The organism is Lelliottia nimipressuralis (assembly GCF_041464075.1).
Classification (GTDB): domain Bacteria; phylum Pseudomonadota; class Gammaproteobacteria; order Enterobacterales; family Enterobacteriaceae; genus Enterobacter; species Enterobacter nimipressuralis.
This window is the reverse complement of sequence record NZ_CP167172.1, coordinates 1,042,372-1,066,697: the sequence shown is the minus strand read 5'-3', so window position 1 is coordinate 1,066,697 and position 24,326 is coordinate 1,042,372. Positions and strand designations below refer to the sequence as shown.

Below are 24,326 nucleotides of genomic sequence, written 5' to 3'. Positions count from 1 at the left end.
GTAACCTTCCCGTAAAATGCCCCCACACTTTAAACGCCACCAGGTCCCCGTGGAATTGAGGTCGTTAAATGACACTTAGGAAATACAATAAAAGTTTGGGATGGTTGTCGTTATTTGCAGGCACTGTTTTACTCAGTGGCTGTGATTCTGCGCTTCTCGACCCCAAAGGACAGATTGGACTGGAACAACGTTCACTGATTCTGACGGCCTTCGGCCTGATGATGATTGTCGTTATTCCTGCCATTTTGATGGCAGTTGGTTTCGCCTGGAAGTACCGTGCGAGCAATAAAGATGCGAAGTATAGCCCTAACTGGTCACACTCCAATAAAGTGGAGGCTGTGGTCTGGACGGTGCCTATCCTGATCATCCTGTTCCTTGCCGTGCTGACATGGAAAACCACTCACGCGCTTGAGCCGAGCAAACCGCTGGTTCACGATGAAAAACCGATTACCATTGAAGTGGTCTCCATGGACTGGAAATGGTTCTTCATCTATCCGGAGCAGGGCATTGCTACCGTGAATGAAATCGCCTTCCCGGCGAACACTCCGGTGCAGTTCAAAGTCACTTCTAACTCCGTGATGAACTCCTTCTTTATTCCGCGTCTGGGCAGCCAGATCTACGCGATGGCCGGTATGCAGACAAACCTGCACCTGATCGCGAATGAAGCAGGCACCTACGACGGTATCTCCGCCAGCTATAGTGGCCCGGGCTTCTCAGGTATGAAGTTCAAAGCTATCGCGACGCCGGACCGTGCCGCTTTCGACCAGTGGGTCGCTAAAGCGAAACAGTCTACTAACACCATGTCTGACATGGCGGCATTCGAGAAAGTGGCAACACCTAGCGAATACAACAAGGTGGAGTACTTCTCTAACGTGAAACCTGATTTGTTTAAAGACGTTGTGAACAAATTTATGGACCACGGGAAGAGCATGAACATGACTCAGCCAGAAGGTGAGCACAGCTCGCACGAAGGTATGGAAGGCATGGACATGAGCCACGCGGAAACCTCTCACTAAGGGGCCGAGGAAGAAAATGTTCGGAAAATTGACACTGGATGCAGTGCCGTACCATGAACCGATTATCGTGGTTACGATTGCTGCAATTATCATTGGTGGCGCGGCCTTACTGGGCCTGATCACTTACTTCGGTAAGTGGAGTTACCTGTGGAATGAGTGGCTGACTTCGGTTGACCACAAAAAACTCGGTATCATGTACTGCATCGTCGGTATCGTCATGTTAATTCGTGGCTTTGCCGATGCAATCATGATGCGTAGCCAGCAGGCACTTGCTTCGGCAGGTGAGGCCGGCTTCCTGCCACCGCACCACTACGACCAGATCTTTACCGCGCACGGCGTGATTATGATCTTCTTCGTGGCGATGCCGCTGGTTATCGGTCTGATGAACGTGGTTGTGCCGCTGCAAATCGGCGCGCGCGACGTAGCGTTCCCGTTCCTGAACAACCTGAGCTTCTGGTTCACGGTTGTCGGCGTTATCCTGGTTAACCTGTCACTGGGTGTGGGCGAATTCGCACAGACCGGCTGGCTGGCTTACCCGCCGCTTTCGGGAATTGAATACAGTCCAGGCGTAGGCGTCGATTACTGGATTTGGGCGATTCAGCTCTCCGGTATCGGTACGACCCTGACCGGTATTAACTTCTTCGTGACCATTATCAAGATGCGTGCCCCTGGCATGACCATGTTCAAGATGCCGGTATTTACCTGGGCATCTCTGTGCGCCAACATCCTGATTATTGCCTCCTTCCCAATTCTGACGGTTACCGTCGCGTTGCTGACCCTGGATCGTTATCTGGGCACCCATTTCTTCACGAATGATATGGGCGGCAACATGATGATGTACATCAACCTGATTTGGGCATGGGGTCACCCGGAAGTGTACATCCTGGTTCTGCCGGTCTTCGGTGTGTTCTCCGAAATCGCCGCGACCTTCTCGCGTAAACGCCTGTTTGGTTACACCTCGCTTGTGTGGGCAACCGTGTGTATTACCGTCCTGTCGTTCATAGTTTGGCTGCACCACTTCTTCACCATGGGTGCGGGCGCGAACGTAAACGCCTTCTTCGGTATTACCACCATGATTATCGCCATCCCGACCGGGGTGAAGATCTTCAACTGGCTGTTCACCATGTATCAGGGCCGTATTGTGTTCCACTCAGCAATGCTGTGGACCATCGGCTTCATCGTCACCTTCTCTGTAGGTGGGATGACCGGCGTACTGCTGGCGGTACCGGGTGCTGACTTCGTTCTGCACAACAGTCTGTTCCTGATTGCGCACTTCCATAACGTTATCATCGGCGGCGTCGTCTTCGGCTGCTTCGCTGGCGTAACCTACTGGTGGCCTAAAGCGTTTGGCTTCACGCTGAACGAAACCTGGGGCAAACGCGCATTCTGGCTCTGGATCGTTGGTTTCTTCGTGGCCTTCATGCCGCTGTACGTGCTCGGCTTCATGGGTATGACCCGTCGCCTGAGCCAGCAGATTGATCCACAGTTCCACCCAATGCTGGTAGTTGCAGCCTGTGGTGCGGTACTGATTGCAATGGGTATCGCATGCCAGCTGATTCAGTTCTACGTCTCTATTCGCGACCGCGAGCAGAACCGTGACCTGACCGGTGACCCATGGGGTGGCCGTACGCTGGAGTGGGCAACCTCTTCCCCGCCTCCGTTCTATAACTTTGCCATTGTGCCGCAGATCCATGAGCGCGACGCATTCTGGGAAATGAAAGAGAAAGGCGAAGCGTACAAGCAACCTGAGCATTACGAAGAGATCCACATGCCGAAAAACAGCGGTGCGGGCATTGTGATTGCCGCCTTCGCAACGGTATTTGGCTTCGCCATGATCTGGCACATCTGGTGGCTGGCGATCGCGAGCTTCGCTGGCGTGATCATTAGCTGGATTGTGAAGAGCTTTGACGAGGACGTGGACTACTACGTACCAGTCCGTGAAGTCGAAAAACTGGAAAACCAGCATTTCGATGAGATTTCTAAAGCGGGGCTGAAAAATGGCAACTGATACTTTGGCGCACCCAACTGCCCATGCGCATGACCACGCGCACCACGATACAGGGCCGATGAAAGTCTTCGGCTTCTGGATCTACCTGATGAGCGACTGCATTCTGTTCTGCTGTCTGTTCGCGACCTATGCCGTTCTGGTGAACGGCACAGCGGGCGGCCCGACTGGCAAGGACATTTTCGAGCTGCCGTTCGTTCTGGTTGAAACCGCTCTGCTGCTGTTCAGCTCCATCACCTACGGCATGGCGGCGATCGCCATGTACAAAAACAACAAGAGCCAGGTTGTCTCCTGGCTGGCGTTGACCTGGTTGTTTGGTGCTGGATTTATCGGGATGGAACTCTATGAATTCCATCACCTGATTGCTGAAGGCATGGGCCCGGATCGCAGTGGCTTCCTGTCAGCGTTCTTCGCACTGGTAGGGACCCACGGTCTGCACGTAACATCTGGTCTGATCTGGATGGCGGTGCTGATGTTCCAGGTTTATCGTCGCGGCCTGACCAATACTAACCGCACCCGTATCATGTGCCTGAGTCTGTTCTGGCACTTCCTGGACGTGGTGTGGATCTGCGTGTTCTCGGTTGTCTATCTGATGGGGGCGATGTAATGAGTCATACTAACGATCATGGCGCTTCCCACGGTAGCGTGAAAACCTATATGACAGGTTTCATCCTGTCGATCATCCTGACGGCGCTCCCGTTCTGGATGGTGATGAGCGGAACGGCTTCTCACACGGTGATTCTGGGCACAGTCCTGATCTCCGCTGTGGTGCAGATTCTGGTGCATCTGGTTTGCTTCCTGCACATGAACACCAAATCCGATGAGGGCTGGAACATGACGGCCTTCATCTTTACCGTGATTATCATCGCTATCCTGGTAGTCGGTTCCATCTGGATTATGTGGAACCTGAACTACAACATGATGGTTCACTAAGAGCGGCGAGTATGTTTAAGCAATACCTGCAAGTAACGAAACCAGGCATCATCTTTGGCAACCTGATCTCCGTGATCGGAGGGTTCCTGTTGGCCTCTAAGGGCAGCATTGACTACACCCTCTTCGCATCCACGTTGATTGGCGTGTCACTGGTGGTTGCGTCCGGTTGTGTATTTAACAACTACATCGACATGGATATCGACAGGAAGATGGAAAGGACCAAGAATCGGGTGCTTGTCAAAGGCCTGATATCTCCTGCCGTCTCGCTGGTGTACGCCACCTTGCTGGGCTTTGCTGGCTTTATGCTGCTGTGGTTTGGTGCCAACCCTCTGGCCTGCTGGCTGGGGGTGATGGGTTTCGTGGTGTATGTGGGCGTCTACAGCCTGTATATGAAACGTCACTCCGTCTACGGTACGCTGATTGGTTCTCTCTCCGGCGCTGCGCCGCCGGTGATTGGCTACTGCGCCGTCACGAACGAGTTCGACAGCGGTGCGCTGATTCTGCTGGCTATCTTTAGCCTGTGGCAGATGCCGCACTCCTACGCCATTGCGATTTTCCGCTTCAAGGATTATCAGGCAGCGAACATCCCGGTTCTGCCGGTCGTGAAAGGTATTTCAGTCGCCAAGAATCACATCACGCTGTACATCATCGCCTTCGCTGTGGCGACGCTGATGCTCTCTCTCGGAGGCTACGCTGGATACAAATATCTGGTGGTGGCTGCTGCGGTGAGCGTCTGGTGGCTCGGTATGGCGCTGCGCGGGTACAAAGTGGAAGACGATAAAGTGTGGGCACGTAAGCTGTTTGTGTTCTCGATTGTCGCTATCACCTCCCTGTCCGTGATGATGTCCGTCGACTTTATGGTGCCTGATTCACACAATCTGCTGACTTACGTCTGGTAAGCACGCTGATTTGAACAAGCCGGGTGATGATAACCCGGCTTTTTTTTGCCCTGTCGCGCTCCGCTTGCACAGGCCTGCGTAACCGTCAGGCCGGGTAAAATGAAGCCGCCACCGGCAATGTTTAGCCCCCGTAATATCTCTTAAACAAACACCTATTTACCGCACTTAACACCCCGCCTACACTAGTGCCTGCTTTTGAACAGAGGTGGTAATGAACGATTATAAAATGACACCAGGCGAACTGCGCGCAACCTGGGGTTTAGGGACTGTTTTCTCGCTGCGCATGCTTGGCATGTTTATGGTCCTGCCTGTTCTGACTACCTATGGTATGGCACTTCAGGGCGCCAGCGAGGCGTTAATTGGTCTGGCAATTGGCATTTATGGCCTGGCCCAGGCGATATTTCAGATCCCCTTCGGGCTACTCTCCGATCGCGTGGGCCGTAAGCCACTGATTGTCGGCGGCCTGCTGATCTTTGTCCTCGGCAGCATTATTGCCGCGCTGTCACACTCCATCTGGGGCATTATTCTTGGCCGTGCGCTGCAAGGCTCAGGGGCGATTGCCGCCGCCGTAATGGCGCTGCTCTCGGATTTAACCCGCGAACAGAACCGAACCAAAGCGATGGCGTTTATTGGCGTGAGCTTTGGCGTCACCTTTGCTATTGCCATGGTGCTTGGCCCGATCATTACCCATAAGCTGGGCCTGAATGCCCTCTTCTGGATGATTGCCGTACTGGCGACGATTGGCATTGCGCTAACGATTTGGGTGGTGCCGGACAGTAAAAATCACGTTCTCAACCGTGAATCGGGCATGGTGAAAGGCTGCTTCAGTAAAGTCATCGTTGAACCGCGTTTGCTGAAGCTCAACTTCGGCATCATGTGTCTGCACATCCTGTTGATGTCCACCTTCGTGGCCCTCCCCGGCCAGCTGGCGGCAGCCGGATTCCCGGCGGCGGAGCACTGGAAGATTTACCTGGTAACGATGCTGATCTCCTTTGTTTCCGTGGTGCCGTTTATCATCTACGCCGAAGTAAAACGTCGCATGAAGCGCGTATTCCTGGGCTGTGTGGCGCTGTTATTAATCGCAGAAATTGTGCTGTGGGGCTCCGGTCCACACTTCTGGGAGCTGGTGCTGGGCGTGCAGCTGTTCTTCCTCGCCTTTAACCTGATGGAAGCCCTGCTGCCATCGTTAATCAGCAAAGAATCCCCAGCCGGATACAAAGGCACGGCGATGGGCATTTACTCCACCAGCCAGTTTTTGGGCGTCGGCATCGGCGGTTCGTTCGGCGGCTGGGTAGACGGATTATTCGATTCGCAGACCGTATTTCTTGCCGGCGCACTGCTGGCGATGGTCTGGCTGCTGGTTGCCAGCACCATGAAAGAGCCGCGCTACGTAAGCAGCCTGCGGGTGGAAATCCCGGACGGTGTGGAGATAAGCGACGCGCTGAAACAGCGGCTGGAAACAACAGAAGGGGTCAGCGAAGTGCTGATCGTCCCAGAAGAGCGTAGTGCTTACGTCAAAATCGACAGTAAAGTCACCAATCGCTTCGAAGTGGAACAGGCTATCAAAGCCTGAAAAAATGCCCGGCTTGCCGGGCATTTTCGTTTTTAATCGCGGAAGTTCTTAAACTGGAACGGCTGTCCCAGGTCGCCGCCGCGCACCAGCGCCATCACGGCCTGCAGATCGTCGCGCGCTTTACCGGTGACACGAATCTCTTCGCCCTGAATTTGCGCCTGCACTTTCAGCTTACTGTCTTTGATGAGCTTAACGATTTTCTTCTGCATCGCGCTCTCAATACCCTGCTTAAGTTTGGCTTCAACAAACCAGGTTTTGCCGCTGTGCACGAACTCATCCGGCACATCCAGAGACGTCCCTTCAATACCGCGTTTTAACAGCTTGGCACGCAGAATATCCAGTAACTGATTGACCTGGAAATCGGACTCGCTCAGCACCTTGATGGTCTTATTCGCGTCGTTCAGCTCAAAACTCGCCTCTACACCACGAAAATCGAAACGTGACTCAACTTCACGGCTGGCGTTATCCACACCGTTGCGGACTTCCTGGATATCAACTTCTGAAACAATATCGAAAGATGGCATCTTTTCTTCTCCCTTTACTTTTGTTGCGTTGCATAATACCCGCAACGAGGCATAACTCAACAGAAGCTTAGCTGACGGCGCTATACTTAACCGACACGCCTGGCGCAGTTGCAGGTGAGGAGGAACAATGAAAATTACCGTGCTCGGATGCGGAGCCCTGGGCCAGCTTTGGCTCACCGCATTGTGCAAACATGGACACGAGGTACAAGGCTGGCTACGCGTCCCCCAGCCGTATTGCAGTGTAAACCTGATCGATGAAGATGGAAGTATCTTTAACGAATCGCTCACCGCCAACGATCCTGATTTCCTGGCGCAAAGCGACCTGCTGCTGGTCACCTTAAAGGCCTGGCAGGTCTCGGATGCCGTCAGAGCACTGGCGAACACCCTGCCCCGCACCACGCCCATTCTTCTGGTGCATAACGGCATGGGCACCCTCGAAGAGCTCAAAAGCATCCCACAGCCGCTGCTGATGGCGATCACCACCCATGCGGCCCGTCGCGACGGTAATATCATCGTCCACGTGGCAAGCGGCGTTACCCATATGGGACCGGCGCGCGAGCAGGATGGCGATTACAGCTATCTCGCCGACGTGCTGCAGCATGTGCTGCCCGACGTGGCCTGGCACAACAACATTCGCCCACAGCTGTGGCGCAAACTGGCGGTCAACTGCGTGATCAATCCACTAACGGCGCTCCTGGACTGCCCGAACGGTGAACTGAAAAACCATCCGCAGGAAGTGGCGGCCCTGTGCGCTGAAGTCGCGGCCGTGATTGAGCGTGAGGGCATACACACCTCAGAAGACGATATCCGTTATTACGTCGAGCAGATTATCGACAGCACTGCTGAAAATATCTCATCGATGCTGCAGGATGTGCGCGCACAGCGGCACACAGAAATCGACTACATCACCGGCTATCTGCTCAAACGAGCCCGCGCACATGGCATCAACGTGCCGGAAAATATCCGCCTGTATGACCTGGTTAAACGTAAGGAGAGTGAGTATGAGCGCGTCGGCACTGGTATGCCTCGCCCCTGGTAGCGAAGAGACAGAAGCAGTCACGACCATTGATTTGCTGGTTCGCGGCGGGATAAACGTCACCACCGCCAGCGTCGCCAGCGATGGCAATCTGACTATCGTCTGCTCGCGCGGCGTGAAGCTGCTGGCCGATGCACCGCTGGTAGAAGTGGCGGACGGCGATTTCGATGTGATTGTTCTGCCCGGCGGCCTGAAAGGAGCGGAGTGTTTTCGCGACAGCCCCCTTTTGGTCGAAACCGTGCGCCAGTTTCATCTCTCCGGGCGAATTGTCGCCACCCTCTGCGCTGCGGCAGCCACCGTACTGGTTCCCCATGACCTCTTCCCCATCGGCAACATGACCGGCTTCCCGGCGCTGAAAGACCGCATCCCCGAGGGACAGTGGGTCGATAAACGGGTGGTCTGGGATCCGCGCGTCAACCTGCTGACCAGCCAGGGGCCGGGAACCTCGATTGATTTTGCACTCAAGATTATCGATCTGCTTGTCGGGCGAGAAAAAGCCTATGAGGTCGCGTCCTCGCTGGTGATGGCCGCAGGGATTTATAACTACTACGAAGCGTAAATAGACGCTGTTATTCCCCTCAGGCTGGCCATCGCGCCGGCCTTTATTTTCTCTGCTGATAATTGCGGCGGGAATCACAATTCTTATCTTTCTTTCTGACACTGATTCTCATCACGCACTTTCACCGTGACTAAAACTGCGTATTTTCATTGAGATACAGATTCCCTTTGTCGTTTCCCCTCTGTTTGACAGCCACAGGCTTCCGTGAAAAACTCATTTTAACTGGCATATACCAGTTAAACACTTCGCCCACTAAAGCGGTCTGGAAATGAAGAATGGCGAAGAACAGAAATCTCTTCTGGAGTAAGCAATGTGATTACATTTCTTGAGAACAGAGTCATTCCTGTCCTGATTCGCGTCGGTGAAAACAAAATCCTGGTGGCGGTGCGTAACGGCATTGCCCTGACGCTCCCCTTCACCATTACCGGCAGTCTGTTTCTGATCCTCGCGAATTTACCGATTCCGGGCTGGACCGACTGGCTTGGCCCTTACGCCGAGAAGCTCAGCGCACCGGTTGCCGTGACCTTCGGCGCCATCGGGCTGATTTCAGCCATCGGCATCAGCTACAACCTGGCGAAAGAGTACAGCCTCAACGCCCTGACCTGCGCCATCATCACCATGGTGGTCTTTTTACTGGCCCAGCTTAACGATAAGTACCAGCTCAATGTCGATAACCTGGGAGCTGCCGGGCTTTTCTCCGCCATTATTCTCTCGATTCTGACGGTGCAAATTGTCCGTTTCTTTATTCATCATAACGTGGTGATTAAACTCCCCGAGGGCGTCCCCCCTGCGGTCGCCCAGTCTTTCGCAAGCCTGATCCCAGCGGCGGTGGCGATTACGTTAATCTGGTTCGTTAGGGTCATTCTTAACTTCGATATTAATAATTTCTTTACGCTTATTCTCAGCCCGCTGGTCACCGGCTTAGGATCGCTTCCCGGCATGCTGGTCTTAATCTTTTTGATCTCACTGCTCTGGTGTTGCGGTATTCATGGCGACAACGTGCTCTCCGGTATTACCGCGCCGATCTTCCTGAAATACATCGCCGAAAATACCCAGGCCTATTTACACCACCAGCCTATTCCGCACATCACCGCCGACGGGTTTTATATCGTCTTTATGTGTCTCGGCGGCACCGGTGCGACGCTTGGGTTAGTCATGGCGATGATGCGCTCGCGCAGCAAGCTGTATAAATCGGTCGGCAAACTCTCTTTGCCCTCCGCAATATTTTGCATCAATGAGCCGGTGATATTTGGCTGCCCGATTGTCTTTAACCCGTTACTGATGATCCCCTTTACCTTAACCCCGATGATTCTCTGTACGTCGACTTACGCGCTGATGTATTTCGACATTATTGGCCGCCCGGTACTGCAGATCCCCTGGACTATGCCGCCTATTTTCGCGGCCTGGTTTGTCACCGGAGGCAATATTCCGGCCGTGATTTGGTCAGTCTGCACCATTGCCATTTCAGCCCTCGTCTGGCTGCCGTTTTTCAAACTTGCAGAACGCAAACAGTTAGAAACAGAAGCGGCGGAAGAACACTCGCGCCGTGAAGCTGAAAAACTCCCCGATCCCATCTTGTAAAAAGGATTCACGATGAAAAAGCTCAAAATTGTCACGATTGGTGGTGGCTCAAGCTATACGCCGGAATTGATCGATGGATTTATCAAACGCTACGACGAACTGCCGGTCACCGATTTCTACCTGCTGGACATTGAAGAAGGGAGAGAGAAGCTGGAGATCGTCGGCAAGCTCGCCCAGCGCATGGTGGCGCAAGCGGGTATCCCGATGAACATTCACCTGACGCTGGATCGGGAAACGGCTCTGAAAGATGCCGATTTCGTTACTACTCAGTTGCGCGTCGGCTTCCTTGATGCGCGCATTAACGATGAGAAAATCCCGCTGAAATACGGCGTACTCGGCCAGGAAACCACCGGGCCAGGCGGTTTTATGAAAGCCCAGCGCACCATTCCTGTGCTGCTGGATATCTGCAAAGCGATGGAAAAATGGTGCCCGAACGCGTGGCTTATCAACTTCACTAACCCGGCGGGCATTGTGACAGAAGCCATCACTCGTCACTCTGCGATTAAGACCATCGGGATTTGCAGCGGTGCAAATAGCATGATGATGGACATCGCCAAAGCCTATGATGTCCGCAAAGCAGATATCTACGCGCGGATCATCGGCCTGAACCACCTGATCTTTGCCGATAAAATTTATGTGAAAGGCGACGATTGCACCGATGATTTTATCGAAAAACTGGCCGTTGGCAGCGCTAATAACTCGCTGAAAAACATCCCGGATATCGGCTTTACCGCGCGCTTTGCCCGCGCGCTGCACATGTATCCGATCTCCTATCTCAAGTATTACTTCCTGACCCGCGAAATGACGGAAACGGCTATCCGCGATTGCGCAAATAAGGGCACACGCGGTGAGCAAACGCGTGAAATCGAGCGCAAACTGTTTGAGCTGTACCAGGACCCGAACCTGAACCACAAGCCGAAAGAGCTGGAGCAGCGCGGTGGTGCGTGGTACTCCGACACGGCCTGCTCCATCATCAGCTCGATTTTCAACGACAAAAAAGAAGTGCACGTGGTCAACACAGTGAATAACGGCGCGACGCCAGATCTGCCGGATCACGTCACCCTGGAAACCAATGCCGTCATCGATAAAAACGGTGCCCATCCGCTGGCCTACGGCAGACTTCCGGTGAAAATTCGCGGGTTAATCCAGAGTGTCAAAGCCTACGAAGAGCTGACCGTCGAGGCCGCCGTCACCGGAGATTATGCCACCGCCCTGCTGGCGCTGAGCATCAACCCCATCGTGCCCTCCGCCGCCATTGCCGAGCAGATCCTCGATGAGTATCTGGAAGTGAACCACGCCTATTTGCCGCAATACACGAAACGCTAAGGAACTGCGATGAACGTTGAAATTGTTGAAGATTACCGGGCGCTCAGCGCCACTGTGGCCCAGCGCGTGATCGACACCGTCACCCGCAAACCGGATGCCCTGATCTGCATTGCCGGGGGCGATACGCCGCTGGGGGTGTTTGATGTTCTGGTTCGTGCCAGCGAAGAGGGCAACGTCGATTTTTCCCGCGCGGCGTTTGTCGGCCTGGACGAGTGGCTGGGGCTGGGCAAAGCCGATAAGGGGAGCTGTCGCGAGATGGTCTGGGGGCATTTCTTCAGCCGTCTGACGTTACGGGATGAACAGATCTGCTTCTTTGACGGCCTTACGACCGACCCTGCGCAGGAGTGCCGCCGCGTGGATCGTTTCATCGCAGGCCACGGAAGCATTGATATTATCGTGCTCGGCATCGGTATGAATGGTCATATCGGCTTTAATGAGCCCGGCGCAGCACAGGATACGGAGTGTCACGTTGTCGATCTGGATGAGGTCACCCAGTCGGTTTCCGTGAAGTATTTCGGCCAGGCGCGCGACGTGAAACAGGGAATTTCTCTGGGGATGAAAACGATTCTGGCGGCGAAGTCAGTGGTTGTGATGGCCAGCGGCGAGAAAAAGGCCGCTATCGTGGCGCAGACTCTGCGCTCAGATATCGACGCCAGTATTCCGGCGACCCTGTTAAAAGCCCATCCGCAGGTGCAAATGCTGGTAGATAAAGCCGCTGCGGCTCAGCTATAAACGCTCCGACAGGCGCGCTCGCGCCTGTCATCTTTCAATGCGTAGATTCTTAACCCGAAACAGATCCGCACGGTTATAGCTAATCGAATAGTTAAAGGCTTTTTTATCACTCAGGCGGGTGACTTCAGTAATTTTCAGCATCGCTTGCCCCGGTGTAATACCCAGAAGCGTAGCCAGCTCGCGGTCGAACAGCGCCGCCTCAATTAACGAATCCGCATCGCTGATTTTTTTCCCGGTGTACTCTTCGATATAGCCATACAGCGATCCTTTTTCGAGAACGGACTGTGGAATCACCGCGATCGTTTGCACAGGAATATTGGTGTCTTCGACCAGTACGGGCTGTCCATCCAGAAGACGCACGCGGCGGATAAACCAGACATCGTCGCCAGGCTTAATCTCAAGGTGTTGTGCCAACGAGGGATCGGCCTGAATAGTCGTGAAGGTAATTAAGCGGCTGGTGACCTTGACCCGCCCCTGGAATTCGCGGGAAAACCCCAGAATGCTGTCGCTCTTTTCATTGTTGAGGATATAAATATTGCTGGCGGTATTTTTCAGCACAAACATGCCCTTACCATGAATGCGCTCGATATACCCTTCCTGAACCAGATTCGCCATCGCTTTTTGCACCGTCACCCGCGTCACGTGATACACGCTGGCGAGATCGCGCTCAGAGGGAATACTTTCTCCGATTCGATATTTCTGATCGAGAATATCCTTTTTTATCTTTTCTTTTATTTCCAGGTATTTATGCATACTACCCTCGCGGCGTCCTGACGGATCGTTACTTTACCATGGGCGCAAAATTTGGAAATAAAAAAGCCGGGTAGCGGCTTCGCCTTACCCGGCCTGATCGTGGAGCGCGCCCCGAAGGGCATTGCTTACGGGCGATATACCTTCACATTGGTAAAGCCCTGCTCGCGCAGGTAGAGCGCCTGCAGGCGGCTCATCACGCCACGCTCGCACCACAGGAGATAGGTTTTATCCTTCTCCAGATCGCCAAACTTGGAGCTCAGCTTGTAGAACGGCAGAGAGACAACTTCAACGCCCTCCACGCTCAGCGGGCTGGCATCCTGCTCGTCGATGGCGCGGATATCCACGATCACGTCGTTGGCGCTGAATCCGCTTACGGTTTCTACTTCTACCACGTCCTGATCGGTCTGCTGCGCAATTTCACGGATATCAACGTTCGTTGCTTCAGCAACCACTTTTTCGAGGATCTCGAAATCGAAGTTTTGCTCTTCCGCTTCGATCTTCGCCTTCACCGCTTTCACAGTCGGGCTTTTCGAGATCACACCGCAGTATTCCGGCATGGTACGGGCAAAATCTTCCGTACCGATTTTGCGCGCCAGATCGATGATGTGCTCTTTGTCGTGCGAGATCAGCGGACGGAGGATCAGCGTATCCGAGACGTTATCGATCAGACGCAGGTTGGTCAGGGTCTGGCTGGAGACCTGGCCCAGGGCTTCGCCTGTTACCAGCGCCTGCACGCCGTAGCGCTCGGCTACTTTCGACGCCGCACGCATCATCATGCGTTTCAGCACCACACCCATCTGGCCGTCGTCCACTTTTTCGAGGATTTCGCCGACCACAGGCTCAAAGTTGATCGCCACAAAACGCACGCGGTGGGAACTGCCAAAACGGTTCCACAGATAATGCGCGACCTGACGAACGCCGATCTCGTGCGCCGCACCGCCCAGGTTAAAGAAGCAGTAATGCACGCGGCAGCCGCGACGCATCAGCATGTAGCTGGAGACGCCAGAATCGAAACCACCGGAAATCAGGGACAGCACATCTTCTTGCGTCCCAATCGGATACCCGCCAATCCCTTCGTAGCGGCCTTTGACCAGCAGCAGGCGATCGTTTTCGATCTCCAGATTGACGGTCACTTCCGGGTTGGTCAGCTTCACGCGCGCCGATTCGACGTGCTGGTTCAGACCGCCGCCAACATAACGTTCGGCTTCGATCGAGCTGAATTCATGTTTACCACGACGCTTTACGCGCACGCAGAAGGTTTTGCCTTCGATCTGATCGCGGTACTGAGCAAGCGACAGTTCAAAAATATTGTGCAGTGAGGTAAACGGAACGTCCTCAACTTCCAGAATATGGTGAATCCCGGGAATGCGGGTCAGCGCATCGCGAATATCCAGACGCTTGTTTTCGTCCTTGGCGCGCACTTCGACGTGATCCCAGTGACGAACCACGGCAAGGGTTTCGTCATAATTTTTTAAAACGTTACGAATGTTTCCGGTCAGAATTTTAATAAAGCGCAAACGCACAGATTGGCTTTTGATGGTGATTTCCGGGAACAATTTAATGATAAACTTCATGGCGGCAATGTTTCGTTGGCAAGCCCGTAAAGGCTTGTGATGGAAAAGAGTACAGCAGCCCACACCCGTGGCTGCATCCAGGCGCGGAAGTATACCACTATAGCGGTGCTCCTGTGCACATTGCGCGTTATTTGCTTATCCGCCCGAGTCCGCTACCATGACGGGGCTGAAAATATGAGAGTCTACATTCACTATGCCGAAGAAAAATGACGCACCAGCCAGTTTCGAAACTGCGCTGAGTGAGCTGGAGCAAATTGTGACTCGTCTGGAAAGTGGCGACCTGCCGCTGGAAGACGCGCTCAATGAATTCGAACGCGGCGTGCAGCTTGCGCGCCAGGGGCAGGTTAAATTGCAGCAGGCCGAACAGCGTGTGCAAATTCTGCTGTCCGATAGCGAAGACGCCGCCACAACCCCTTTTACACCGGACGCTGAGTAAATGGATTTCGCCAAAGCGCTTCAGGAATGTGTGGAACGTGCCAACGACGCGCTGCGTCGTTTTATTGAACCACAGCCTTTTAAGAACACTCCACTGGTTGAAGCCATGCACTATGGCGCACTCTTAGGTGGAAAGCGTCTGCGCCCGTTCCTCGTCTATGCTACGGGCAATATGTTTGGCATCAGCAATGACACGCTGGATGCGCCAGCGGCCGCCGTTGAGTGCATTCATGCCTACTCGCTGATCCACGATGATTTACCGGCGATGGACGACGACGATTTACGTCGCGGCCAGCCGACGTGCCATATCAAGTTTGGCGAAGCCAATGCCATTCTGGCCGGTGATGCTCTGCAGACGCTGGCGTTCTCTATTCTGAGCGATGCGCCGATGGTTGAAGTGGCCGACCGTGACCGTCTGGCGATGGTTTCTGAGCTGGCGATGGCCAGCGGCATCGCTGGTATGTGCGGTGGTCAGGCGCTGGATCTGGAAGCGGAAGGTCGTCAGGTTAATCTGGAACAGCTTGAGCGCATCCACCGTCATAAAACAGGTGCGCTGATCCGTGCAGCCGTTCGCCTGGGCGCGCTGAGCGCGGGTGAACAGGGGCGTGAAGCCCTGCCCGTTCTGGACAGATACGCCGAAAGTATCGGTCTGGCTTTCCAGGTTCAGGATGACATTCTGGATGTGGTGGGCGATACTGCAATATTGGGAAAACGTCAGGGTGCAGACCAGCAGCTTGGCAAAAGTACCTACCCCGCCCTGCTGGGCCTTGAGCAAGCCCAACGTAAAGCCCGGGACCTGATCGATGATGCCCGCCAGTCGCTGAATCTGCTGGCCGCACAATCGCTTGATACCTCGGCACTGGAAGCGCTAGCGGACTATATAATCCAGCGTGATAAATAAACATACTAAATCTCGATGAGCCTTTGATGAGTTTTGATATTGCCAAATACCCGACACTGGCGTTGGTTGACTCCACCCAGGAGTTACGTCTGTTGCCGAAAGAGAGCCTGCCGAAGCTGAGCGACGAACTGCGTCGTTACCTGCTCGACAGCGTGAGTCGTTCCAGCGGACATTTCGCCTCCGGGCTTGGCACGGTGGAGCTGACCGTTGCGCTGCACTACGTCTACAACACCCCGTTTGACCAGTTGATCTGGGATGTCGGTCATCAGGCTTATCCGCACAAAATTCTCACCGGCCGTCGCGATAAAATTGGTACGATCCGCCAGAAAGGCGGGCTGCATCCTTTCCCATGGCGCGGTGAGAGCGAGTACGACGTCTTAAGCGTCGGTCACTCCTCCACATCAATTTCTGCGGGTATCGGCATTGCCGTGGCGGCGGAAAAAGAGAATAAACAGCGCCGCACCGTCTGCGTGATTGGCGATGGCGCGATCACGGCGGGTATGGCGTTTGAGGCGATGAACCACGCGGGCGATATCATGCCCGATATGCTGGTGATCCTTAACGACAATGAAATGTCGATCTCAGAAAACGTCGGTGCGCTCAACAACCACCTGGCGCAGCTGCTCTCCGGCAAACTCTATTCCACTCTGCGTGAAGGCGGTAAAAAAGTCTTCTCCGGCGTGCCACCGATCAAAGAGCTGCTGAAACGCACCGAAGAGCACATCAAAGGCATGGTGGTTCCCGGCACCCTGTTTGAAGAGCTGGGCTTTAACTACATTGGCCCGGTGGACGGGCATGACGTGCTGGGTCTGGTCTCTACGCTCAAGAACATGCGCGACCTGAAAGGCCCGCAGTTCCTGCACATCATGACTAAAAAAGGGCGTGGCTACGAGCCCGCGGAAAAAGACCCGATCACCTTCCACGCCGTGCCTAAATTCGATCCGACCAGCGGCTGTCTGCCAAAAAGCAGCGGCGGGATGCCAAGCTATTCGAAAATTTTCGGCGACTGGCTGTGCGAAACAGCGGCTAAAGACAACAAGCTAATGGCCGTGACGCCTGCCATGCGTGAAGGCTCCGGCATGGTGGAGTTCTCCAAAAAATTCCCGGGCCAGTATTTTGACGTGGCGATTGCCGAACAGCACGCGGTGACGTTCGCAGCCGGTCTGGCAATTGGTGGCTATAAACCGATTGTGGCTATCTACTCGACTTTCCTGCAGCGCGCCTACGACCAGGTGATCCACGACGTCGCAATCCAGAAGCTGCCGGTGCTGTTTGCTATCGACCGTGCTGGTATCGTCGGTGCCGACGGGCAGACGCACCAGGGGGCGTTTGATCTCTCCTTCCTGCGCTGTATCCCGGACATGGTCGTGATGACGCCAAGCGACGAGAACGAATGCCGTCAGATGCTCTTTACCGGGTATCACTATCAGGACGGCCCAAGCGCAGTGCGTTATCCGCGCGGCAACGCCGTGGGCGTCGAGCTGGAACCGCTGGCGAAATTGCCTATCGGGAAAGGCATCGTTAAACGTCACGGCGAAAAACTGGCAATCCTCAACTTCGGTACATTGATGCCTGAGGCGGCGAAAGTCGCGGAATCGCTCAATGCGACCCTGGTGGATATGCGCTTTGTCAAACCGCTGGATGAAACGTTAATTCTGGAGATGGCGGCGCGTCACGATTCGCTGGTCACCCTGGAAGAGAACGCTATTATGGGCGGCGCAGGAAGCGGCGTGAACGAAGTGCTGATGGCGCATCGCAAGCCAGTTCCGGTGCTGAATCTCGGCCTGCCAGACTACTTTATTCCGCAAGGAACTCAGGACGAAGCCCGCGCGGCGATTGGCCTGGATGCTGCCGGAATTGAAGCGAAAATCCGCAGCTGGCTGGCGTAACATCTCCCCTCTTTTCCCTCCTGCTATGCTTAAAGATAGTATTTTAAGCAATCAGCAGGAGTGGAAGCATGCAATACAACACGTTAGGAAAAACAGATCTTAAGGTTTCCCGTCTTTGTCTGGGCTGTATGACCTTTGGCGAACCTCAACGGGGAAACCATGCCTGGACGCTGCCGGAAGAGAGCAGCCGCCTTATCATCAAACACGCCCTCGACGGCGGCATTAACTTCTTCGATACGGCAAACAGCTATTCCGACGGCAGCAGCGAAGAAATTGTGGGCCGCGCGCTGCGGGATTTTTCCCGCCGCGACGAAGTGGTGGTTGCCACCAAGGTTTACTATCCCTCAGGCGATTTAACTGAAGGGCTGTCCCGCGCGCAAATCCTGCGTTCAATTGATGCCAGCCTGAAGCGTCTGAACATGGATTATGTCGATCTGCTGCAAATCCACCGTTGGGACTACAACACCCCGATAGAAGAGACCCTTGAAGCGCTGGACGACGTGGTAAAAGCGGGTAAAGCGCGCTACATCGGTGCGTCGTCAATGCACGCCTCGCAGTTTGCTGAAGCGCTGGATCTTCAGAAGCAGCACGGCTGGGCGCGGTTCGTCACTATGCAGGATCACTACAATCTGATCTATCGTGAAGAAGAGCGCGACATGCTGCCGCTGTGCTATCGGGAAGGCGTGGCGGTGATCCCCTGGAGCCCGCTGGCACGCGGTCGTTTAACCCGTCCATGGGGAGAAACCACCGCGCGATCCGTTTCCGATGAAGTGGGTAAAAATCTGTATAACGATACCCAGGCAAGCGATGCGCTGATCGCCGAACGTCTGGCCGGTATCGCCGAGGAGACAGGGGCTACCCGCGCGCAGGTGGCGCTGGCGTGGCTTCTGAGCAAACGCGGAGTGGCGGCACCGATTATCGGCACGTCGCGGGAAGAACAGCTGGATGAACTGCTGAATGCGGTCGATTTGACGCTGACGCCGGAGCAGATTGCCGAGCTGGAAACGCCCTATCAGCAGCATTCGGTCGTCGGATTTAAATAAAAAAAGCCGGGCGGCGGCTTCGTCTTACCCGGCCTGCAATGCGTATGATTTTGTCAGCCGGGAAGCCCAGCGCGACCCGGCAACAAACCGCACGACATCACGCGAAGTGATCGTACCCTTTCCAGTCGAGTGTCACAGGGGTGCCGTTTTGCACAAACTGCATCCCCTCGCTATCAGGCAAAATCTGCCCGATACAGGTAAACGGCGCGCCGAGATTGCCCAGGGCAACATCCAGCGTACCGCGATTTAGCTCCGGGACGGTAAAGCACAGCTCATAATCTTCACCGCCGGACAGCGCCCAGCGCAGCGCCTGCTCAGGCTCGACGTGTTTACGCATCTGCTCTGACAGCGGGAAGGTATCGAGATCAACTCGCGCCCCGACGCCACTTGCCTTAAGAATGTGCCCGAGATCGGAAATCAAACCGTCAGACAGATCGATCGCCGAGCTGGCGCGCTCGCGCAGCGCCTGGCCGTGCAGAATGCGCGGCGTCGGGCGCAAGTGGCGTTTCACCAGATACGCTGCGTCATCGGCGTCGTTCACTGTTAAACGTTCCTGCAAAATCGCCAGCCCCGCCGCGCTGTCGCCTGGCGTACCGGTGACATAAATCCAGTCGCCCGGCTTCGCGCCCGAGCGTTTCAGCGCGCGTCCGACTGGCACATAGCCGTGGATCGCCAGCGTCATCGACAGCGGACCGGCCGTGGTATCACCGCCAATCAGCTGCATATCGTAATAGTTCAGTTGTTCAAACAGCGCGTTGCTGAAGGCTTCAAGCCAGGCTTCATCGACGTTCGGCAAGGTAAGTGCCAGCGTCAGCCACGCCGGATCGGCGCCCATCGCCGCCAGATCGCTTACGTTCACCGCCAGCGCTTTGTAGGCCAGATCGGCCGGATCGATATCCGCCAGGAAATGGCGCCCACACACTAAGGTGTCGGTGCTGATAGCCAGGGTCTGTTTTTCGGGAATATTGAGAAGTGCGCAGTCGTCGCCAATGCCCGTTTCAACATCAAGACGGGAGCTACGAACGCGGTCAAAATAACGGGCAATCAGGGAGAATTCGCCGCATGCCATACGTTATGCCTCAGCAAATAAAAATAAAAAAACCGGAGCCGCACAGCCAGGCGGCAGTGCGAAACTCCGGTTTGCGGATCACTTTTTGTGGGGACGGATCGCAGGTGCGGCTTTATCCAGCACGCCATTCACAAATTTGTGGCTGTCTTCAGCACCGAAGGTTTTTGCCAGTTCGATAGCTTCATTGATGGCCACTTTGTATGGCACATCCTGACGTTTAGACAGCTCAAACAGCGCAATGCGCAGCACTGCTTTCTCAACCTGGCCCAGCTCTTCAAGCAGACGGGACAGGTACGGCTTCATCAGACCGTCGAGATACGCGCTATTAGTCGCCACTCCCGACAGCAGTTCACGGAAGTACAGGACGTCAACGTCTTTGACGTCTTGTTCCGCCAGGAACTGGTATTCAACATCAGCGATGTCGTTCTGGGACAACTGCCAGGAGTAGAGCGCCTGGACGGCACACTCACGGGCGCGGCGACGAGCAGCAGGTTTCACGGAATTCCCCTTACAAAAAAATCAGGCCTTAATGGCTTTCAATACGTTGATCATTTCAAGCGCGGTCAGTGCAGCTTCTGCACCTTTGTTACCGGCTTTGGTGCCAGCGCGTTCGATGGCTTGTTCAATACTTTCAGTAGTCAGTACGCCGAATGCGACAGGAATTTCAGCATCCTGTGCCACGTGCGCCAGACCATTGCTTGCACCACCCGCAACGTATTCGAAGTGAGCAGTACCGCCACGAATCACCGTACCCAGCGCAATCACCGCGTCGTATTTACCGGTTTTCGCCAAAGCGCCCGCTGCCAACGGCAGTTCGTAGGCACCTGGAACCCAAACAACGGTAATATTGTCATCTTTAACCTGGCCAATACGTTTCAGGGCGTCAATCGCACCGTCCAGCAGGCTTTCGTTGATGAAGTTGTTGAAACGCGCAATAGTGATGGCGACGCGAGCGTCCGGGGTAGCAACAGCAGCTTCAATAATATTCATACTCTTCCTTTACGGGTTCATTTGGCCCCGCAGGGGGGCGGATTTTATCATAATACTTCGCGCACTGCTTCTCTATTTCAGAAAGCCTCACGCAGGGATTAAATGCAGGCACACGTCGGGGCCAACCTGCCGAATTTCGCTGAATTTGAGTTGCGGCGCATCGGCCAGTTTTTCAAGGCCGGGCAGCACAAACAGGCCACGCGCATCGGTACCTAACAGTTTAGGCGCAACGTAGACAATCAGTTCATCCACAAGCCCTGCCTGCAATAACGCACCGGCAAGCGTAGGCCCGGCTTCAACCCAGATGCTGTTCACCTGCTGTTTACCCAGCAGCATCATCAGCACCACTAAATCGATATGACCGTGATGCGCCGGCACCATAATGCTGCGCACCGCGTCCGGCCATTCACGACTGTCTTCTTGCGTACGTGCAATCCAGGTTTCACCCGGCTGCTGCACGATACGGTGAGCGGGCGTCAGGCGATTCTGACGATCCAGCACAATACGCAACGGCTGACGCAGATTTTCCTCTGGATAGAGCGCCCGGGTATCGGCATCAAGCTCTTCCCAACGCACGGTCATCGCCGGATCGTCTGCCAGCACCGTCTCACTGCTGGTGAGAATAGCATGGCTTTGCGCGCGCAGACGTTGCACATCGCGCCTTGCCTGCGGGGAGGTGATCCACTGGCTTTCACCGCTGGCCATCGCCGTGCGACCGTCAAGAGAGGCGCCCAGCTTCAGCTGAATGTAGGGGAAGCCGGTCCGCATCCGCTTGAGAAACCCCTTATTCAGCGCCTCAGCATCGTTCATCATCAGCCCGTGGCTGACGTCGATGCCCTCCTGCTGCAGGCGATAAAGACCACGCCCCGCCACCTGCGGGTTCGGGTCCTGCATGGAGGTCACCACGCGCGCCACGCCTGCGGCAATTAATGCTTCGCAGCACGGCGGCGTGCGGCCATGATGGCTGCAGGGTTCAAGGGTCACATAGGCCGTTGCGCCACGGGCCTTTTCGCCCGCCATGCGTAACGCATGCACTTCAGCATGCGGCTCACCGGCGCGATAATGGAAACCCTCGCCCACAACAACGCCGTCTTTGACAATCACGCAGCCCACGTTCGGATTGGGATGGGTGGTGAAGCGTCCGCGCTGCGCGAGTTTCATCGCTCGCGCCATGTAAATCTCATCCTGCATGGGCTTAATCCTGTAGGCGGGCGATCTCTTCGCCGAACTCTTTGATGTCTTCGAAGCTGCGATAGACGGAAGCAAAGCGGATGTAAGCCACTTTATCGAGCTTTTTGAGCTGCTCCATCACCAGGTTACCGATCATTTTGCTCGGCACTTCGCGCTCGCCGGTGCCACGCAGATGCGATTTAATGTGATTAAGCGCCATTTCGACGTCATCTGCGCTGACTGGCCGTTTTTCCAGTGCTTTTAGCATCCCTCTGCGCAGCTTCTCTTCGTTAAATGGCTCACGTACATCGTTACTTTTCACCACGCGCGGCATCACCAGCTCTGCCACTTCGAAGGTGGTGAAACGTTCGTTGCAGACCAGACACTGCCGACGACGACGGACAGAGGAGCCTTCACCTACAAGACGGGAGTCGATTACTTTGGTATCCACAGCGGAACAGAATGGGCAATGCATACGGTGTCCTGGCTATCTGGTTAACTGAACTCTATTTTACCCTGAACTGGGCCGACAACAAAGGAAGAGCGCTTTTGAGACAAAGGATCTATACCTGACGGCGAGTTACTGGCTACCATTAGGACATCCGTTATTTCAAGGAATTAAACGCAATGACAAGACGTTACCTAAGAATTCTCGTGGTGGGAAGCCTCTTCACCCTTAGCGCCTGCGCACAGCAAAGCGAAGTTCGCCAGATGAAACAGAGCGTTAATACGCTCAACACGGCGATGACTAATCTGAACCAGGAAACGGTTAAAATCACGCAGCAAAATGCCCTGAACGCGAAATCCAGTAGCGGCGTTTATCTGTTGCCGGGCGCCAACACGCCCGCCCTGCTGAAAAGTCAAATTGGTACGCTGCGCATGTCGCTGGTCAATGTGGCACCTAACGCCGACGGCACACGCGCCACCCTGCGCATCCGGGGCCAGTCCAACGATCCGCTGCCAGCCTTTAGCGGCACGGTCGAATGGGGCCAGCTGCAGGGAACGACCGAAAGCTATCAGGAGGTTAACGTGCAAAACCAGTTAATTACCGCACCTGCCAGCGTGCTCGCACCGAGCGATGTCGATATCCCACTGCAGTTAAACGGCACCACGCCAGAGCAGTTAGGTTTCATCCGTATCCACGATATTCAGCCTGCCGCCCAGTAACACTCTTTAGCGGAACGTTTACCGCGTTCCGCTCTCTCTTACATTCCGAAACATTGGCAAGATAAATGATTGCCGTTACAATCCCCGCCGTTTAAAGTACGCAAACGTGAACGCAATCGATTACGCTCATGAGAGATATGTGAAACAACACATATTTTTGTGAGCAGGGATTCCTATAATAGGCTCCGCAGAAACACGAAATATTTAGAAACGCAATTCGCGCATCTTTCACATCCCGAAAGGGATTTTCAATCAGTGGCATGATTATGAAAAAAACAGTATTAGCAGCCGGTGCAGTTCTGGCACTGTCTTCCTCTTTCGCTGTAAACGCAGCTGAAAATTCAAAACCTGAATATGTTTCCGACTGGTGGCATCAGAGCGTCAACGTGGTTGGTAGCTACCACACCCGCTTCGGACCTCAGATCCGCAACGATACCTATCTGGAGTACGAAGCTTTCGCCAAGAAAGACTGGTTTGATTTCTACGGTTACGCCGATGCACCGGTCTTCTTCGGTGGTAACACCGATGCGAAAGGTATCTGGAACCACGGTTCTCCGCTGTTCATGGAAATCGAACCGCGCTTCTCTATCGACAAGCTGACGGGCGCAGACCTGAGCTTCGGTCCGTTCAAAGAGTGGTATGTCGCGAACAACTACATCTACGATATGGGCCGCAACGCATCGGGCCGTCAGAGCACCTGGTACATGGGTCTGGGTACTGACATCGACACCGGTCTGCCGATGAGCCTGTCCATGAACGTGTATGCCAAATACCAGTGGCAGAACTACGGTGCCGCGAACGAAAACGAGTGGGATGGCTACCGTTTCAAAGTGAAATACTTTGTGCCAATTACCCAGCTGTGGGGCGGTAACCTGAGCTATATCGGTTTCACCAACTTTGACTGGGGTTCAGACCTGGGCGACAACGACTTCCGTGACCTGAACGGTAAGAAAGCGCGTACCAACGACTCCATCGCCTCCAGCCACATCCTGGCGCTGAACTACGATCACTGGCACTACTCCGTGGTTGCTCGTTACTGGCACAACGGTGGCCAGTGGAACGACGACGCGAGCCTGAACTTCGGTAACGGTGATTTCAGCGTACGTTCTACCGGTTGGGGTGGTTACCTGGTTGTAGGTTACAACTTCTAA

General features: G+C 54.6%; 25 protein-coding genes. 17 read left to right on the top strand and 8 right to left on the bottom strand.

Going from position 1 to position 24,326, the window contains the following annotated elements; translation table 11 throughout:
- The first annotated feature begins 68 nt into the window (after positions 1-68).
- The 6 genes from cyoA to ACB496_RS04945 all read left to right on the top strand — a co-directional run bounded on the left by cyoA (position 69) and on the right by ACB496_RS04945 (position 6,426).
- The gene (cyoA, locus tag ACB496_RS04970; RefSeq protein WP_100777408.1) at positions 69-1,016 is read left to right on the top strand and encodes a cytochrome o ubiquinol oxidase subunit II; all 948 of its coding nucleotides are present in this window, start codon (positions 69-71) and stop codon (positions 1,014-1,016) included.
- 16 nt (positions 1,017-1,032) lie between these two features.
- Positions 1,033-3,024, top strand: a complete 1,992-nt coding sequence (cyoB, locus tag ACB496_RS04965) for a cytochrome o ubiquinol oxidase subunit I (protein WP_100777409.1) — start codon at positions 1,033-1,035, stop codon at positions 3,022-3,024.
- Entirely contained in the window at positions 3,014-3,628 is a 615-nt protein-coding gene (locus tag ACB496_RS04960; RefSeq protein WP_095280996.1) for a cytochrome o ubiquinol oxidase subunit III, read from the top strand. Before cyoB ends, ACB496_RS04960 begins: the two co-directional genes overlap by 11 nt.
- Entirely contained in the window at positions 3,628-3,954 is a 327-nt protein-coding gene (locus tag ACB496_RS04955) for a cytochrome o ubiquinol oxidase subunit IV (RefSeq protein WP_100777410.1), read from the top strand. The genes ACB496_RS04960 and ACB496_RS04955 overlap by 1 nt, the downstream gene beginning before the upstream one ends.
- Positions 3,955-3,965: 11 nt before the next feature.
- Positions 3,966-4,853 (top strand): heme o synthase, encoded by an 888-nt coding sequence (cyoE, locus tag ACB496_RS04950; protein ID WP_100777411.1) that lies wholly within the window; start codon positions 3,966-3,968, stop codon positions 4,851-4,853.
- A gap of 211 nt (positions 4,854-5,064) precedes the next feature.
- The gene (locus ACB496_RS04945; protein WP_371974596.1) at positions 5,065-6,426 is read left to right on the top strand and encodes an MFS transporter; all 1,362 of its coding nucleotides are present in this window, start codon (positions 5,065-5,067) and stop codon (positions 6,424-6,426) included.
- 32 nt (positions 6,427-6,458) lie between these two features.
- Here the strand turns inward: ACB496_RS04945 and ACB496_RS04940 are convergent, their stop codons facing one another.
- The gene (locus ACB496_RS04940; protein WP_371974595.1) at positions 6,459-6,950 is read right to left on the bottom strand and encodes a YajQ family cyclic di-GMP-binding protein; all 492 of its coding nucleotides are present in this window, start codon (positions 6,948-6,950) and stop codon (positions 6,459-6,461) included.
- 127 nt (positions 6,951-7,077) lie between these two features.
- Here ACB496_RS04940 and panE point away from each other — a divergent pair, with 127 nt between their 5' ends.
- From panE to ACB496_RS04915, 5 genes are all read left to right on the top strand, one after another.
- Positions 7,078-7,989: a 2-dehydropantoate 2-reductase gene (gene panE, locus ACB496_RS04935; protein WP_123429378.1), complete on the top strand. Its 912-nt coding sequence runs from the start codon at positions 7,078-7,080 to the stop codon at positions 7,987-7,989.
- On the top strand, positions 7,952-8,545 hold the full coding sequence (gene yajL / locus ACB496_RS04930) for a protein deglycase YajL (RefSeq protein ID WP_107704150.1): 594 nt from the start codon (positions 7,952-7,954) through the stop codon (positions 8,543-8,545). Before panE ends, yajL begins: the two co-directional genes overlap by 38 nt.
- A gap of 312 nt (positions 8,546-8,857) precedes the next feature.
- Positions 8,858-10,126 carry a PTS sugar transporter subunit IIC gene (locus ACB496_RS04925; RefSeq protein WP_102104298.1) on the top strand — a complete coding sequence of 423 codons (1,269 nt, stop codon included), beginning with the start codon at positions 8,858-8,860 and terminating at the stop codon, positions 10,124-10,126.
- A gap of 12 nt (positions 10,127-10,138) precedes the next feature.
- Positions 10,139-11,452 carry a 6-phospho-beta-glucosidase gene (locus ACB496_RS04920; RefSeq protein ID WP_194512841.1) on the top strand — a complete coding sequence of 438 codons (1,314 nt, stop codon included), beginning with the start codon at positions 10,139-10,141 and terminating at the stop codon, positions 11,450-11,452.
- A gap of 9 nt (positions 11,453-11,461) precedes the next feature.
- Positions 11,462-12,184, top strand: coding sequence for a glucosamine-6-phosphate deaminase (locus ACB496_RS04915; protein ID WP_371974594.1), 723 nt, complete (start codon positions 11,462-11,464; stop codon positions 12,182-12,184).
- A gap of 27 nt (positions 12,185-12,211) precedes the next feature.
- On the opposite strand, the gene ACB496_RS04910 is transcribed toward ACB496_RS04915, so the two are convergent.
- Together ACB496_RS04910 and thiI are read right to left on the bottom strand one after the other, a co-directional pair.
- The gene (locus ACB496_RS04910) at positions 12,212-12,937 is read right to left on the bottom strand and encodes a GntR family transcriptional regulator (protein ID WP_181827413.1); all 726 of its coding nucleotides are present in this window, start codon (positions 12,935-12,937) and stop codon (positions 12,212-12,214) included.
- Between the two features lie 125 nt (positions 12,938-13,062).
- Positions 13,063-14,511, bottom strand: a complete 1,449-nt coding sequence (thiI, locus tag ACB496_RS04905) for a tRNA uracil 4-sulfurtransferase ThiI (protein ID WP_371974593.1) — start codon at positions 14,509-14,511, stop codon at positions 13,063-13,065.
- Positions 14,512-14,704: 193 nt separating this feature from the next.
- Here thiI and xseB point away from each other — a divergent pair, with 193 nt between their 5' ends.
- The 4 genes from xseB to ACB496_RS04885 all read left to right on the top strand — a co-directional run bounded on the left by xseB (position 14,705) and on the right by ACB496_RS04885 (position 18,779).
- The gene (gene xseB, locus ACB496_RS04900) at positions 14,705-14,947 is read left to right on the top strand and encodes an exodeoxyribonuclease VII small subunit (protein WP_100777420.1); all 243 of its coding nucleotides are present in this window, start codon (positions 14,705-14,707) and stop codon (positions 14,945-14,947) included.
- A complete protein-coding gene (ispA, locus tag ACB496_RS04895; RefSeq protein WP_371974592.1) occupies positions 14,948-15,847 on the top strand; it encodes a (2E,6E)-farnesyl diphosphate synthase in 900 nt (299 codons plus the stop codon).
- Between the two features lie 26 nt (positions 15,848-15,873).
- Positions 15,874-17,736 (top strand): 1-deoxy-D-xylulose-5-phosphate synthase, encoded by a 1,863-nt coding sequence (gene dxs / locus ACB496_RS04890; protein ID WP_129035473.1) that lies wholly within the window; start codon positions 15,874-15,876, stop codon positions 17,734-17,736.
- A gap of 68 nt (positions 17,737-17,804) precedes the next feature.
- Positions 17,805-18,779, top strand: a complete 975-nt coding sequence (locus ACB496_RS04885) for an aldo/keto reductase (RefSeq protein WP_371974591.1) — start codon at positions 17,805-17,807, stop codon at positions 18,777-18,779.
- Between the two features lie 97 nt (positions 18,780-18,876).
- Here the strand turns inward: ACB496_RS04885 and thiL are convergent, their stop codons facing one another.
- From thiL to nrdR, 5 genes are all read right to left on the bottom strand, one after another.
- Entirely contained in the window at positions 18,877-19,848 is a 972-nt protein-coding gene (thiL, locus tag ACB496_RS04880; RefSeq protein WP_371974590.1) for a thiamine-phosphate kinase, read from the bottom strand.
- 78 nt (positions 19,849-19,926) lie between these two features.
- Positions 19,927-20,346, bottom strand: a complete 420-nt coding sequence (gene nusB, locus ACB496_RS04875; protein WP_100777425.1) for a transcription antitermination factor NusB — start codon at positions 20,344-20,346, stop codon at positions 19,927-19,929.
- A gap of 21 nt (positions 20,347-20,367) precedes the next feature.
- A complete protein-coding gene (gene ribE / locus ACB496_RS04870) occupies positions 20,368-20,838 on the bottom strand; it encodes a 6,7-dimethyl-8-ribityllumazine synthase (RefSeq protein WP_100777426.1) in 471 nt (156 codons plus the stop codon).
- A gap of 87 nt (positions 20,839-20,925) precedes the next feature.
- Positions 20,926-22,029, bottom strand: coding sequence for a bifunctional diaminohydroxyphosphoribosylaminopyrimidine deaminase/5-amino-6-(5-phosphoribosylamino)uracil reductase RibD (ribD, locus tag ACB496_RS04865; RefSeq protein ID WP_371974589.1), 1,104 nt, complete (start codon positions 22,027-22,029; stop codon positions 20,926-20,928).
- A gap of 4 nt (positions 22,030-22,033) precedes the next feature.
- Positions 22,034-22,483, bottom strand: coding sequence for a transcriptional regulator NrdR (gene nrdR / locus ACB496_RS04860; protein ID WP_064325018.1), 450 nt, complete (start codon positions 22,481-22,483; stop codon positions 22,034-22,036).
- Between the two features lie 152 nt (positions 22,484-22,635).
- Between nrdR and ACB496_RS04855 the strand changes: the two genes are divergently transcribed.
- Positions 22,636-23,175, top strand: a complete 540-nt coding sequence (locus tag ACB496_RS04855; protein WP_371974588.1) for a DUF3251 domain-containing protein — start codon at positions 22,636-22,638, stop codon at positions 23,173-23,175.
- Between the two features lie 266 nt (positions 23,176-23,441).
- Complete coding sequence (locus ACB496_RS04850) at positions 23,442-24,326, top strand: nucleoside-specific channel-forming protein Tsx (protein WP_102104413.1); 885 nt, start codon at positions 23,442-23,444, stop codon at positions 24,324-24,326.

Bases quoted from the DNA above. Each gene is read 5' to 3' on its own strand.
- cyoA (WP_100777408.1), top strand. From the start codon at position 69: ATGACACTTAGGAAATACAATAAAAGTTTGGGATGGTTGTCGTTATTT.
- cyoB (WP_100777409.1), top strand. From the start codon at position 1,033: ATGTTCGGAAAATTGACACTGGATGCAGTGCCGTACCATGAACCGATT.
- ACB496_RS04960 (WP_095280996.1), top strand. From the start codon at position 3,014: ATGGCAACTGATACTTTGGCGCACCCAACTGCCCATGCGCATGACCAC.
- ACB496_RS04955 (WP_100777410.1), top strand. From the start codon at position 3,628: ATGAGTCATACTAACGATCATGGCGCTTCCCACGGTAGCGTGAAAACC.
- cyoE (WP_100777411.1), top strand. From the start codon at position 3,966: ATGTTTAAGCAATACCTGCAAGTAACGAAACCAGGCATCATCTTTGGC.
- ACB496_RS04945 (WP_371974596.1), top strand. From the start codon at position 5,065: ATGAACGATTATAAAATGACACCAGGCGAACTGCGCGCAACCTGGGGT.
- ACB496_RS04940 (WP_371974595.1), bottom strand. From the start codon at position 6,950: ATGCCATCTTTCGATATTGTTTCAGAAGTTGATATCCAGGAAGTCCGC.
- panE (WP_123429378.1), top strand. From the start codon at position 7,078: ATGAAAATTACCGTGCTCGGATGCGGAGCCCTGGGCCAGCTTTGGCTC.
- yajL (WP_107704150.1), top strand. From the start codon at position 7,952: ATGAGCGCGTCGGCACTGGTATGCCTCGCCCCTGGTAGCGAAGAGACA.
- ACB496_RS04920 (WP_194512841.1), top strand. From the start codon at position 10,139: ATGAAAAAGCTCAAAATTGTCACGATTGGTGGTGGCTCAAGCTATACG.
- ACB496_RS04915 (WP_371974594.1), top strand. From the start codon at position 11,462: ATGAACGTTGAAATTGTTGAAGATTACCGGGCGCTCAGCGCCACTGTG.
- ACB496_RS04910 (WP_181827413.1), bottom strand. From the start codon at position 12,937: ATGCATAAATACCTGGAAATAAAAGAAAAGATAAAAAAGGATATTCTC.
- thiI (WP_371974593.1), bottom strand. From the start codon at position 14,511: ATGAAGTTTATCATTAAATTGTTCCCGGAAATCACCATCAAAAGCCAA.
- xseB (WP_100777420.1), top strand. From the start codon at position 14,705: ATGCCGAAGAAAAATGACGCACCAGCCAGTTTCGAAACTGCGCTGAGT.
- ispA (WP_371974592.1), top strand. From the start codon at position 14,948: ATGGATTTCGCCAAAGCGCTTCAGGAATGTGTGGAACGTGCCAACGAC.
- dxs (WP_129035473.1), top strand. From the start codon at position 15,874: ATGAGTTTTGATATTGCCAAATACCCGACACTGGCGTTGGTTGACTCC.
- ACB496_RS04885 (WP_371974591.1), top strand. From the start codon at position 17,805: ATGCAATACAACACGTTAGGAAAAACAGATCTTAAGGTTTCCCGTCTT.
- thiL (WP_371974590.1), bottom strand. From the start codon at position 19,848: ATGGCATGCGGCGAATTCTCCCTGATTGCCCGTTATTTTGACCGCGTT.
- ribE (WP_100777426.1), bottom strand. From the start codon at position 20,838: ATGAATATTATTGAAGCTGCTGTTGCTACCCCGGACGCTCGCGTCGCC.
- ribD (WP_371974589.1), bottom strand. From the start codon at position 22,029: ATGCAGGATGAGATTTACATGGCGCGAGCGATGAAACTCGCGCAGCGC.
- nrdR (WP_064325018.1), bottom strand. From the start codon at position 22,483: ATGCATTGCCCATTCTGTTCCGCTGTGGATACCAAAGTAATCGACTCC.
- ACB496_RS04855 (WP_371974588.1), top strand. From the start codon at position 22,636: ATGACAAGACGTTACCTAAGAATTCTCGTGGTGGGAAGCCTCTTCACC.
- ACB496_RS04850 (WP_102104413.1), top strand. From the start codon at position 23,442: ATGAAAAAAACAGTATTAGCAGCCGGTGCAGTTCTGGCACTGTCTTCC.